10 protein-coding genes are annotated in these 13,506 nt (G+C 45.8%); 4 read left to right on the forward strand and 6 right to left on the reverse strand.

The window, feature by feature from the left end:
• Window positions 1–140: 140 nt before the first annotated feature.
• The 4 genes from ACT3IB_RS07665 to ACT3IB_RS07680 all read right to left on the reverse strand — a co-directional run bounded on the left by ACT3IB_RS07665 (window position 141) and on the right by ACT3IB_RS07680 (window position 7,807).
• A complete protein-coding gene (locus tag ACT3IB_RS07665) occupies window positions 141–1,973 on the reverse strand; it encodes an efflux RND transporter periplasmic adaptor subunit (protein WP_491538416.1) in 1,833 nt (610 codons plus the stop codon).
• A gap of 129 nt (window positions 1,974–2,102) precedes the next feature.
• Window positions 2,103–3,353, reverse strand: a complete 1,251-nt coding sequence (locus tag ACT3IB_RS07670) for a TolC family protein (protein WP_491538417.1) — start codon at window positions 3,351–3,353, stop codon at window positions 2,103–2,105.
• Between the two features lie 133 nt (window positions 3,354–3,486).
• Window positions 3,487–7,260, reverse strand: coding sequence for an efflux RND transporter permease subunit (locus ACT3IB_RS07675; RefSeq protein ID WP_491538418.1), 3,774 nt, complete (start codon window positions 7,258–7,260; stop codon window positions 3,487–3,489).
• Window positions 7,261–7,396: 136 nt separating this feature from the next.
• On the reverse strand, window positions 7,397–7,807 hold the full coding sequence (locus ACT3IB_RS07680) for a hypothetical protein (protein WP_491538419.1): 411 nt from the start codon (window positions 7,805–7,807) through the stop codon (window positions 7,397–7,399).
• 184 nt (window positions 7,808–7,991) lie between these two features.
• On the opposite strand from ACT3IB_RS07680, the gene ACT3IB_RS07685 reads away from it, so the two are divergent.
• Genes ACT3IB_RS07685 through ACT3IB_RS07695 form a run of 3 tightly spaced genes read left to right on the forward strand, consistent with a single transcriptional unit; the run spans window position 7,992 to window position 10,157 of the window.
• Window positions 7,992–8,936: a cobalamin-binding protein gene (locus ACT3IB_RS07685; RefSeq protein ID WP_491538420.1), complete on the forward strand. Its 945-nt coding sequence runs from the start codon at window positions 7,992–7,994 to the stop codon at window positions 8,934–8,936.
• Window positions 8,933–9,658: an SDR family NAD(P)-dependent oxidoreductase gene (locus ACT3IB_RS07690; protein ID WP_491538421.1), complete on the forward strand. Its 726-nt coding sequence runs from the start codon at window positions 8,933–8,935 to the stop codon at window positions 9,656–9,658. Before ACT3IB_RS07685 ends, ACT3IB_RS07690 begins: the two co-directional genes overlap by 4 nt.
• A 31-nt stretch (window positions 9,659–9,689) precedes the next feature.
• The gene (locus ACT3IB_RS07695; protein WP_491538422.1) at window positions 9,690–10,157 is read left to right on the forward strand and encodes an NUDIX hydrolase; all 468 of its coding nucleotides are present in this window, start codon (window positions 9,690–9,692) and stop codon (window positions 10,155–10,157) included.
• 18 nt (window positions 10,158–10,175) lie between these two features.
• Here the strand turns inward: ACT3IB_RS07695 and ACT3IB_RS07700 are convergent, their stop codons facing one another.
• Complete coding sequence (locus ACT3IB_RS07700) at window positions 10,176–12,065, reverse strand: serine hydrolase (protein WP_491538423.1); 1,890 nt, start codon at window positions 12,063–12,065, stop codon at window positions 10,176–10,178.
• A 175-nt stretch (window positions 12,066–12,240) separates the two neighbouring features.
• Between ACT3IB_RS07700 and ACT3IB_RS07705 the strand changes: the two genes are divergently transcribed.
• Window positions 12,241–12,822 carry a DJ-1/PfpI family protein gene (locus ACT3IB_RS07705; protein ID WP_491538424.1) on the forward strand — a complete coding sequence of 194 codons (582 nt, stop codon included), beginning with the start codon at window positions 12,241–12,243 and terminating at the stop codon, window positions 12,820–12,822.
• A 68-nt stretch (window positions 12,823–12,890) separates the two neighbouring features.
• Here ACT3IB_RS07705 and ACT3IB_RS07710 read toward each other — a convergent pair whose 3' ends face one another.
• Window positions 12,891–13,427, reverse strand: coding sequence for a fasciclin domain-containing protein (locus ACT3IB_RS07710; RefSeq protein ID WP_491538425.1), 537 nt, complete (start codon window positions 13,425–13,427; stop codon window positions 12,891–12,893).
• Between the last annotated feature and the right edge of the window lie 79 nt (window positions 13,428–13,506).

Raw genomic sequence — 13,506 nt, forward strand, 5'->3', positions numbered from 1 at the left:
GATAAACAACCCAGCATTTATTGCCACAATAACGGACTTAGCGACACTCACGTGACGGATGAACGCAATATATTACTATTCTAAATACCTTTGTTTACACTCATGATCATATTCCATAATCCTATTTGCTTACTTTTGATTTAACTATTCTGCAACATCGTTTGTTTTGTGCTCCCACAATTGGGCATCTGCGGGCCCATGTAAGGATTTGATATTGCTTTTTCATCATCCAACCAGTACGCGCCTTCTTCGTCCTGGGCCATGGGGCAATATTGCCAATATAAATCCCTGTCATCAAAACCCTGATTTTCGAGTGCCTTCACAAGCTGATTGGATATCTCAGCAAAAGAACTCCTGAATTGACCAATGTTTCCTACTTTGGAAGCACTATTAACCGCTTTAACCATCGCGGCATGATGCTTTTGATGCATGGCCGAATGCTCGGGATGTTCATTCATCTCCTCACTTTTAGTCACTTCTTGTTTAAATATTTCTAAATGATTTTTTGCCTTATCAAAATGCTCATTCGTTAAGGCTTCTTTTATAGCAAGATAACTATCAACGAGATCGGAAAGATGCTCAGAGTGCTGATGTTCGGTGGTATCTGTGGTTGTGTCTTGGTAATTCTTGTGGCCTGCCTCTGAGGATTCGCCATCGCTATTCATATCTCCCATCGATCCATGATTATGTCCTGCTGGCTTTGTCCCATCAGGATTTCTATTCATCATGCTGGCTTTTCCTGCCAATTGTGCCGCACTGTCAATTTTGAAGTTGCCGTGGGTAACGACCTCTTCTCCAACTTCTACTCCGGATTTAATCACATAGCGTTCTCCAACCCGGGCGCCGAGCTCAACTTCGCGAAATTCAAAAACCGGCTGTCCATCCACCGTCTTTTGTACGTACACCACCGATCGTTCGCCGGTCCACAGTACCGCCGATTTTGGAATGAGCATTTGCTCCTTGCCACCCGAAATTTCTGATGATATGACGCCTTCTGCAAGCATCTGCGGTTTCAATCGTCTATCGGGATTCGCAGCTTCTGCCCGAACGGTGGCTGTCCGCGACTGCGGGTCCAACGTGGGATCGATATAGCTGATTTCGGCTTCAAATGCTTCCCCGGGATAAGCTTCCACTGTAAACGTAACTACATCACCTTCTGCCAAACTGGCCAGATCATGTTCATACGCCTCAAAAGTCACCCAAACCTTCGAAAGATTCCCAATTTCATACATCACGGTTCCCTCCATCACATGATCCTGCTCCGAGATATTCCGTTCCAACACATAACCCTCGGCAGGTGATACAATATCGAGCTCATTTATAACCTCTCCGCTTTCCTCTATTTTCTGAATCTCCTCCTCGGGCAGCTCCCATAATTCCAGCTTTCGTCGCGTAGACTGATATAAAGCAGGATTGCTTTTCTTATGCTTTTGAGTTTCAAGAAGTTCACGCTGGGCAGACAAGAGTTGTGGAGAATAGATCGAAGCCAATCGTTCTCCTTTCTGGATCCGTGCGCCCGTATAATCCACATAAAGTTGGGTAATACGACCGGGAAAATGTGCTGTCACATTTGAAACGCGGCGCTCATCCACCGCAATTTTTCCGGGTATGCGCACTTTCTTCACGGCCACATCTATAACGACTTCTGTCGTTTGAACTTGTGCCAGACGCGCTGCTGCTTCAGTCATTTTTAACTCGTAATTATTTGCCTCAGCGCCACGCTTGGAACCCTCTTCATTTACCGGAATAAGCTCCATCCCACAAATGGGACAATTGCCCGGTTCTGATTGTCTTACGCTGGGGTGCATGCTGCAGGTATATAGCACTTCACCCTGCTCGTTGGTATGTGTTTCTTCAACATGTTCATCCGTACTTTGCGACTGATCGGCAGATGATCCGCCAAAGAAGAGCCAGCCTAATAGCAGTCCGACAACTAATATTCCTGCTGGCTTTCCAATTTGTTTTATGTTCATCAAACTTTTCATCTTTTTATTGTTTTCATGTCATCCTGAACTCGTTTCAGAATCTCATATTTTAAATACTACCGGTTTTCTCAGATCCCGGATCAGGTCCGGGATGACACGTGGTTATTATTTTTTTATTTAAATTTCTTCAGGGTTTGCATTGTGCTTACCATATAAATATTCAACGCATGCTACCGCCGTATTCAGATCCACCAATGCCTGCTGCTGGGCAAGTTCATAATCCAGCAATTTGCGCTGGAGCCGCAACAACTCTTCAAAATCTGTTGCAGATGTTGAATACTGCTCGGTCAATATATCGATGGTCTGCTGGGTGCGCTGAATCTGAATATTCTTGTATAGATTCAATCGGCGTTTGCCGTCGCGGTAATCCCGAAGTGCCTGACCGAGCTGCGTTAACAGCTTATTTTCTGTTGCCTGTTGATGATCTTGTACCGAACGCAACTGGATTTGGGCCTGCTTTTCCTTCGCCCGATATTTTTTTCGATATAGCGGAATCTGAACACCCACGCGAGCAAGAATCGCATCCTGTCCGTTATCCGTGAGCGCCATATCGCGTTCGCCGGTTATCATGTAATCGATGCCAAGCCCAAACTTGGGCATTCCTTCTTTTTGAGCAGCTTTAATAGCATTCCTTGCCGACGACGCTTCAAAATCAATTTTTAACAACTGAGGATTTTGTCGCATGGCCACCTGCTCGAGTTCACTTTTTGATCTCTCCAGAAGCTTCCCTTCCAAACTATCCGGGATTACTACCTTCGAATCGGCCTGACGATTGAGCAGTTCATTAAATTGCTGCGCTGCCACCTCTCTATTATCTTTTTGCAATTCCAACCTTGACTTTAGGTCTTCCTTCTCAATTTGTACCCGCAACACATCAGCCTGACCAACCTGGTTGGTCTCGTACTTCTGGATAGCCAGGGACTCAAAAATTCCCAAGAGCTCTATATTCTCCTCCAGTATTCGGATCGATTGCTCAATCTGATAAAGATGATACCAGCTTTTCTGCACCTCATAGAACAATTTATTTCGGGCATTCTGGAATGCCTCAAACTCAGCCTTTGCTTTCTTTGTCGCTGCATTACCACGAGCATTGAGCGTTCCAAACCAAGGGAACATCTGTGTGATGCCAAAACGAGCTTGCTGTGGACCGACTCGCGTCTCAATTGGATTGACAAAATATCCGAATGCTAATTCAGGATCCGGTAGCATACTAACCTGGGGCGATCGCTGCAAGGCTGACAAATATTGCCGGTATTGTGCTTTTAGATCCGGATTGTTTTGAGCGGCCTGTTGTAGGTACAGCTCTATTTGGGTGGCTTCGCCTTCTAAATGATTCTGCTGTCCCCATGACAGTGAGATCCAACTCATCAAAAAGATTAAGCATAACCACACACCTCGAGTCAGCATTGCTTTATTGATCCATGCTGACTCCCCCCTCTCGAGAGGGAGATTTTGGGTTGTTTGAAATTTCATTGTTCTGAATATCCTAGGAGTTATCATATTAAACCTCATTTCTTTCTGCCTGATGTTTCAGCTTCCGCTCTTGCCACATGGCATAGAGTACCGGCACTACAAATAGCGTAATAATCTGCAGGAACATCCCACCCACACTGGGGATTGCCATTGGCACCATAATATCGGCACCTCGTCCAGTGGAGGTAAGTACGGGTATCAGTGCCAATATGGTTGTGGCGGTGGTCATCATAGTGGGACGAATTCGTCGGCCGGCCGCTTCCTCCACGGCAGATTTAATCTCCTGCAGTGTTCCGGGATTATCGCGGTCAAATACCTGATCCAGATAGGTAGCCATCACTACTCCTCCCTCGGCGGCAATACCAAATAGCGCAATAAAGCCCACCCATACGGCAATACTAAGATTTACAGTTCCCATCTGGAACAACTCACGCATATTGGTTCCAAACATGCTGAAATCCATAAACCAGCCCTGCCCATATAACCAAACGAGAATAAATCCACCGGCCCAGGCCACAAAAATGCTGCTGAATATCATCATGGAGGTCGGCACCGACTTAAACTGGAAGTAGATGATCAAGAAAATTAGCAGCAGAGCAATAGGCAGAATAACAGCCAGACGCTCGGTAGCCCGTACCTGATTTTCGTAATTGCCGGCGAACTCGTAGCTGATACCCGGTGGGATGGTTAGATTTCCGGCCTCGATCTGTTCACTTAGATAATTCTGTGCATTCTCAACGGCATCGACCTCCGCTACCGAATCCTTGCTGTCAAAAATTACATATCCCACCAAAAAGGTATCTTCGCTTTTAATCGCTTGGGGACCCTGACGGTAACGTATTTCTGCCAACTGCCCCAGCGGCACCTGTGATCCCATGGCTGTTGGTACTAACATACGCTTAATTTTCTCCGGATCGTCGCGCTGCTCACGGGCATAACGCACCCGCACCGGATACCGCTCTCGTCCCTCTACTGTGTTCGTGAGCTGAATACCGCCCAACGCCACCTCCAGGTAATGCTGCACATCCTGCATCGACAACCCATAGCGTGCTATCTTTTCTCTTTTCACATCGATTTCCAAGTACGGTTTACCCACAATGCGATCCGCAAACACTGACGACGGCTTGATGCCCAGAACTTGCTTAAGCTGATCCTCCAGCCGTAATCCAAAGTCTTCGATTGTCTGCAAATCCGGTCCCTTCACCTTTATCCCCATCGGTGCGCGCATACCCGACTGTAACATTATTTGTCGCGTTTGAATAGGCTGCAACTTAGGCGCCGAGGTCGTCCCCGGAATATCAGCAGCTTTGACAATTTCATCCCAGATATCATCGGGTGATTGAATGTGATCGCGCCACTGCCGGTAATACTGTCCGTCAGAATCGGGAATAAGTTCACCCTTATCATCACGGGCAAAGTTACCTTGGGAGTCTGTACGAAATCGCATACGATGCCCGTTTTCGTCGGTTTTGTACTCTGTTTTATAGGTGATAATGTTCTCAAACATAGAGATGGGAGCCGGGTCTAAGGCGGATTCGGTACGTCCCATTTTGCCCACGACGATTTCTACCTCGGGGATCGAAGAAACACGCATGTCCAGCTTCTGCATTACATCTTTGGCCTCTTCCATACCGGCATGGGGCATCGTCGTCGGCATCAACAAAAACGAGCCCTCATCCAGTGGCGGCATAAACTCTTCACCCAATCCCGGAAAAGTAGACTCGGCCGCCTGCCACGCTGACGTTTCTTCGACATCGAGACCAACGGAGTTGAATCCACTGGCTACAAAACCAAATACCCCAGAAAATCCAAGCCAGATAACCATAGACAACACCACAAGCGATATGGGGATAGAGAGAAAGAGTTTTTTATTGGTCAGACACCAATCAAGAATAGGTCGATAATAATAAATGACCAGCCAGAAACTTCCCATGACAACCGTGAGTAACAGTGCTACCGTGATAAAGTTGCCGGCAAAAGAAACACCCGGTCCCAAGGGCAACCATTCACTGGTGAGTAACCATGCAACTCCTACGACAATCAGACTCATATTGAGCGTAGGCAACCACTCCTTATATCGATCATCGCGCATGAACAGCGCCAGACCATTTATCAATCCAAAACCAACGAGAACAACCCCTGCCCAAGTCATCACATTCACGGCCACAAACAGTCCGCCGATAATCAACAGCGCATTCCAGGCTATTTTAAACGGACGCTTTTTAATTTTGATAGAGAAAAACCAGTGGGCGAACGGAGGGATAAGCGTAATCACAATGATGATTGCCGCCACCAGCGCAAAAGTTTTGGTGAAAGCCAGCGGTCGAAACAGCTTTCCCTCAGCGGCCACCATCGTAAAGACAGGGAGAAAGCTGACAATCGTCATGGTAATGGCTGTTATTATCGCATGCGCCACCTCACTCGATGCCCTATAAATAACTTCAAGCAGCGACTCCTCCGGGTCGGCCCGATCCATGTGCTGCAGGATATTCTCTGAGAGCACGATCCCCATATCCACAATAGTACCGATGGCAATAGCAATTCCCGAAAGGGATACAATATTGGCATCCACTCCGGCCAGCTTCATGGCGATAAAGGTCATAAGTACGGCAACGGGAAGCATTCCCGATATAAGGATGGACGTCCGAAGATTTAGCACCATCACCACAATCACGATAATGGTGATTAGCACCTCCAGCGAAAGCGCTTCTTCGAGTGTACCGAGCGTTTCCTGGATCAGTGTGCTGCGATCATAAAAAGGAACAATAGAAACTTTCGATTCTGTGCCGTCATCCAGTGTTTTAGAGGGCAATCCCGGCTCAATTTCCTTGATCTTGGCTTTTACATTTTCGATCACCTGCATGGGATTGGCACCCTCACGAGCCGTAACGACTGCTCCCACCACTTCGGCCCCGCCCTTGTCAAGAGCCCCGCGCCGCAGTGACGGACCGTGACTGACTTTCGCAATTTCGCTGATGCGCACGGGTGTATTTTCGACTACTTTCACCACCGCCTGCTCGATGTCTTCCATATTCTCTATATAACCGAGTCCCCGCACCAGGTACTCCACGTTATTCATCTCGATGGTTCGGGCACCAACCTCGGCGTTACTTTCTTTCACGGCCTTAAACACTTCCGTCATTGAAATGCCGTATTCCTGCATCTTCTCGGGATCTACATCAACCTGGTACTCGCTGACATAACCGCCGATGGGTGCTACTTCTGCCACACCTTCAACGGCAGACAATCCGTACCCCACGTAAAAATCCTGAATACTCCTTAACTCCTGCAGATCCCAACCGCCGGTGGCATTGCCTCCACTGTCGCGCCCTTCGAGCGTATACCAGAAAATCTGTCCCAGCCCTGTGGCATCGGGACCCAGCGATGGCTGCACACCCTGTGGCAATGTTCCCGATGGCAGAGAGTTCAGCTTTTCGAGAATGCGCGAACGGCTCCAGTAAAAATCGACATCCTCTTCAAAAATGACGTAGATGCTTGACGTACCCATCATGGAACTACTCCGTACCGTTTTGACCCCGGGCACCGTCAGCAATTGCGTGGTAAGCGGATAGGTGATCTGATCTTCCACGTCCTGCGGCGACCGTCCCGGCCAGGAGGTATAGACAATTTGCTGATTTTGTCCCAGATTCGGGATAGCATCTACGGCTACGGGGGCCTGGGGCAGCATATCGATATCCCAGGAAAAAGGGGCCACGGCAATTCCCCAAACAACCATCCCCAGTAGGAGCAGAACAGCGATTAATTTATTTTCAAGAAAAAAGCGTATGGTTTTGTCGAGCATTGAATTAGCGATGAATTAATTGACCGGTAAAAATGAATACGAAACATGCAATACGTGGCAATACAGATATAATCGTATTTCGTAATGCGAAGGTTTGCCTGAAAAGTGATTCAGGCTAAAAAAGAGTGGTCAATCGCTAATTCAGAAAAGCGCTGTTCATCAAAAAGAGAGGGGACGCATTATTGTCAGTTGTGGATTTATCCCTATGTGGGACGGAATAATTGGTTTCCAGTGGTAGGGATTCAATGTCATCAGTCAGCTCTGCAACAACAAGACTTTTGACGTGCTGCATAACGGCCGGCGTATCCGACTGCGGACTGTCAACAACCTGCTCGCAGAATGATAGCATCACACAATCAGCAGCATCCGCCTGTTCATGATGATCCATCTCGGAGCCATCACAACATTCGTGGACGCCCTGCTCTTCCATATCCATATCGCAATACAGATTCACGGCCGATGCTCCCACAGGCAACAGAACATTGCTTGCAAGCAACAACAGCGTAAACACTGCTGCAAACCGATATATCTTTTTTAGAGTAGGCAAACTGTTATTAACTGATAGTTTCAAAAATCGAAATTAATATAGTCAAATTATTGACTATAGTTCAATGCATAAAATATTCGATTGATTAAACCTTTTTGCCCAAGGAAGCGTTTGGAATAACTAAAATTCCCTATTTTATTTTGTGAGAAGAATCTACAACAGCACTAAAAATAACTACTGAAATATGCGAATCGTTTCCCTTTTGCCCAGCACTACCGAAATTGTCGCAGCTCTCGACAAAAAGGATGAGCTTGTAGGCCGATCCCACGAGTGTAATTATCCCGAGGGAATAGAGAAGCTTCCCTCTTGTACCGAGCCTAAATTTAATCCCGACGGCAGTAGTTATGAAATTGACCAACGGGTCAAAGCACTACTTCAGGAGGGGCTTTCGGTGTATCGGGTGGATGAAGAACAGCTGAAAGCCTTACAGCCGGATGTCATTCTAACCCAGGATCACTGCGCAGTGTGCGCGGCTTCGTTTGATGAGGTGGAAGAAGCCGTGCAAACCACCCTGGGTGCTAATGTTGAAGTAATTTCGGTGTCTCCCACAGATTTATCAAGCTGGGTCCAGTCCATTCGAACGATCGCAGAAGCTATTGATGCTGAAGGAGCTGCCAACGAACTTACCGGCCGCATGAAGTCAGAACTGCAGGAGATCCAGCAAAGAACCATTGAGCTTACTCCGCCTAAAGTGCTTTCTATCGAGTGGATGGAGCCGCTGATGACGGCCGGCAACTGGATTCCCGAGCTGGTACAAGTTGCGGGCGGTATTCCCGTGGGCGCTGAGGCGGGAGATCATTCTCCTAAGATATCATGGAATACCGTTCAGCAACTCAATCCTGATATCATCACAATCATCCCCTGCGGATATTCTATCGATGAAACGCTTTCAGAAATTTCGGCGCTTACTTCTCGCAATGGATGGAGTCAACTCCGCGCCGTCAAAAACAAACAGGTTTTTATCGCTGACGGTGATCACTATTTCAATAGGCCGGGACCTCGCCTTGTAGATTCAGCTCGCATACTGGCCGAAATCATTCATCCATCGTTATTCCGAGAAGAAGAACACCCCGAGTGGATCAACCTGGCCACTCATCAATTTCGACAAACCATTAGCTCATTAGCATGAAGAAAAAAGTTGCGATCATTGGAGCTACGTCCGGTATCGGTCGAGCGCTGGCAGTAGAAATGCACAATCGTGGATATTCGGTTGGAGCCACGGGGCGCCGACTCGAACGACTCCAAGAATTAGAACAGCAACTCGAAACCCGCATTCATACGCAATTCATGGATGTTGTGGAATTAGAAGATGCCATTACCCAGCTCGATCAACTTAAAAAAGAAATGGGCGGAATCGATGTCATTGTGCTCAATGCCGGGGTTTCAAACTATCAAAAAGAGTCGGTAGGGCGTCAGACTGATCTACACGTAGTCGATGTCAACGTCCGCGGTTTTGCCAACCTGGCCAGCTACAGCTTTAATTTGTTTGAGGAACAGGGACACGGTCACATCGTGGGCATCTCATCGGTGGCCGGGCTTTTCGGATGGGGATTAAACATCCCTTATAACGCCTCCAAGTCATTTGTAAATACCTATCTACAAGGATACCGGCAAAAAGGAAATCACTCAGAGGCAGATATTTCTGTATCCACTATATTGCCCGGCTTTGTAGAATCCGAGATGACTGAGGGTAAAAAGGACCTGTTCTGGGTACAGCCCACAGAAAAAGCGGCAACACAGATTGGCGATGCCATTGAACATAAAAAGAATGAAGTCTATATCACGAAGCGCTGGCGGCTGGTGGGATGGTTCGTAAAACTGATACCTAATTGGGTTTGGAATCGGATGTAAACTATACGTACTAAAATAATTATTAGAAGAAGTGTCAAACATCAGCGCCGGCATACTGCTCTTTAATCGTAAACCAAGCTTAGAACTGCTACTGGCCCATCCCGGTGGACCCTACTGGTGGGATAAAGACGAGGGGGCATGGTCAATCCCAAAAGGAGAAGTGGAAGATGATGAAGATTTGCTGGATGCCGCAAAAAGGGAATTCAAGGAAGAACTTGGGTTTATCCCAGAAGGTGAATTTATTGATCTGGATTCGGTCAAACAGAAAGGCGGCAAAAGTGTTTACTGTTGGGCAGTGGAATATCAAATTCCCGATGATTTTATCTTTGCCCCCAATGAATTCGAGATCGAATGGCCGCCCAATTCGGGGAACACTGAACTATTCCCCGAGATTGATCGAATCGAATATTTTGGACCTTTTGAAGCCCGCAAGAAAATCAATCCTGCGCAACGTGAGTTTATCAGCCGGCTTATTGATTACTGCAGTCGAAACCAATAATTGCTTTATCCATCTCAATTAATAAGCCCAAAGGCGCAGTCCCATCCAATCCCAGTAGATTAAAAACAAGGTAAACCCTATTAATATGACTGAAATTAGGGAGAAGTACATTTTCATGGCAGGATGAATCTCTTTTGTCCAGCTACGCAGACTTGTCCACAATGCACCAATAGAACTTATCCCAAATAGATAAGTGGCGACGGTAATTGCCATCGCTTCGGCAGTGCGTTCACCAATCGTCAACAACTCAAGCTGTGAGGCTCCTAATACCAGCAACCCAACGCTGCACAATGCAACAAACGGCCACCAGAAAAGTGACTGATATGAAAAGGGAGTATGCTTAGAGCTGTATTTGCGATAAATCTCAAACGGTATCCAGAACAGGCTGAATAACAATAACGTTGCCAACACACCCAGACCGCCAAAAAACGCTCCACGGTAAAGATATATCTTCCAGCTTTCAGTTTTGACATAGAACGTACCATCATGCTCCATTACTTGTCCATACTCTTCCGTATCCATAAAAAAGACAGAGGCCGTTTTTTTATCTTTTCGGCGAAATTTCTTTTCCGAAACAGGCAACAGTGGCTCGGGAGATTCCATAAATTCTTGGGTATGCAGCGTATCATCCAATACTTCAAGTGTTTGTCCGGCCGATAATTTATTTAGCGGCATAAACAGTTGATTGCGCGGACTCCGATAGGCATAATATCCCTCGTACTGTTCTAAATATTCGCCGGATAAATCAACAATGGGTTGTGGCTCCGGCTTTTTAACATTTTGCAGTAAAAATTTTGTAATCGCTTCCCGGATATTTCCAAAACCATTAGAGCTATTCAACAGCAGTACGTAGCCTAACTCATATTGCGGAAAATACATGTATTGAGAAAGAAATCCGTCAATACCGCCATTATGATTTAAATTAGGATATCCGGCCATTTCAGAATGCTTAATCCCCAATCCATAGCCCTTAGTAAATCCATGTTTGGCAGCCAGTGTAGTTTCGGTTGTTTCCATCCTGCTAAGCAAACTGTCAGCAATTATTTTTTGTCCATCAAGCGAACCATCATTTAGTAACAGCTGCACAAATTTCCCCATATCAGCGGGGGAAGAATGCAACATACCGGCCGGACGCAAATAGATATGCTGATATTCCACCGGATTATATTTTCCTTTATAGCCCGTAACCATTCCTTGCTTCACCGAGTCACTGTAAACAAATGAAGACTGCATCATATCCAGTGGCTTTAAAATACTTCTTCGCAAATATTCTTCGTACGACTGGCCGGTTATTTTTTCAATGATATAACCCGCCACCGCATAACCGGGATTGGAATAAGAAAACCGCGTGCCCGGCCGCCAGCGCACTTCTCTAGATTTAGGATTAATACTCAGTGCTTTTTTAAGAGATATTTTAGGGTCATGCTGCGTATTATAAAACTCACTGAAGTGCATATCATCAAATCCCGAAGTATGCTCTAGCAGATGTTTTACCCGAACCGGATCTGATTCTTTCCAAGGATTTTTAATTTCAACACCAGGCACTAACTCCTGTACCTTGTCATTGAGGCTTAGTTTGCCCTCTTCCACAAGCTGCATAATACCCATAGCCACGAATGTTTTTGAGATAGATCCAACCCGAAACAGGTGATCAGCCATTACCGGTTTCTTATCTTCATAATCTGCATAGCCTATACCGCTAGACCAAATAACAGAATCTTTATGCACCAAGGCTATTCCCGCTCCCGGTATATTATTTTCCTGCAAAAGTGAATCAACGGTCGCTTCCAAGGAATCAATATCGGAAACTATTGATTCTTCCTGTGTTTGTTGGGCAACAATATTACCGAAAGAAAAGCCAAAAAATACCAACAGAAATGCGATCGAAAACCAACATTTTTTAAACATAATCTATTTTATCTGCATCCTATTCCTTATTCAGTTATAGTTACGTCCATCTAATTTCATTGTTACAATTAGAATTTGGAATACAGAACGCTGGTTATCAATCTAAAGTTAATACAATAGCTACCGAGAATAAGCGACGATAACACTATTAATCTTAACAAATCAGAGATTTATTATGGATGGTAAAAAATTATTGATGCTTGTAGGAGATTTTGGAGAAGATTATGAAATTATGGTGCCATTTCAGGCATTACAAATGGTAGGTCATACCGTGCATGCGGTTTGTCCCGGCAAAAAGAAAGGGGACACCGTAAAAACGGCTATTCACGATTTTGAAGGCGACCAAACCTACACCGAAAAGCCGGGTCATAATTTTGCCCTCAATGCTACATTTGATAAGGCTGATCCCGCCGATTATGACGGTCTCATTGTTGCCGGCGGACGCGCTCCCGAATACCTGCGTCGCGAAGATGGCGTGTTGGATATGGTGCGTCACTTCTTTGAGGAGGATAAACCCGTTGCCGCTATTTGTCACGGGCTTCAGATTCTATCTGCTGCCGATGTGATAACCGGCAAAACCTTAACAGCCTATCCCGCATGTGGTCCGGAGATGGAGGCCGCCGGAGCCAACTACAAAGATGTAGAAGCAACCGAGGTGGTGATCGATGGCAACTTAGTTACTTCTCCAGCCTGGCCGGGGCATCCCAAATGGCTCAGTGCTTTTCTTGATGTACTTGGGACAAAAATTTCACATTAAAACTATTCACAATAAAAAAAGCGAGGAGTTCAACACTCCTCGCTTTTCATTTTCAGGTAATTGCAATACTAGTAACCTGACTCCATATCTTCTTTCTCCTCATTATCAGATGGCATAATCACTGCATCAATAATATGCACAATGCCGTTTGAAGCTTCAACATCAGCCTTCACAACATTGGCACCATTAACCATCGCTCCGTCAGATAAGGAAACCTTGATTTTGTTTCCTTGAACGGTTTCGACCATTTGCCCATCCTTAAGATCAGAAGACATAATTTTACCGGAAACCACGTGGTAAGTTAAAATACCCTGCAGCTGTCCTTTGTTTTCTTCTTTCAGTAGCATATCCAACGTACCGTCGGGCAGGTTACTGAATGCCTGATTGGTAGGCGCAAAAACCGTGAAAGGTCCTTCCCCATTCAATGTTTCTACCAGATCAGCTGCTTTTACAGCAGTTACCAGAGTAGACAACTGATCGGTACCCTGTGCAATAGATACAATCTTATTGTGGTGATCAACCTTCTTATTCTTGTCAGGATTTTGTGTAAACGCCAGCAACACAACGGATGCCAGCATAATGGTTAAGATTCTTGTAAGCTTCATAATTACATTGTATTTTTATTTAGGATTGTGATAGCACAAAACATTCTTACCAATGTTTTGTGATGTGATGGTCTAACGC

It is taken from the genome of Fodinibius sp. GM21 (assembly GCF_058386955.1).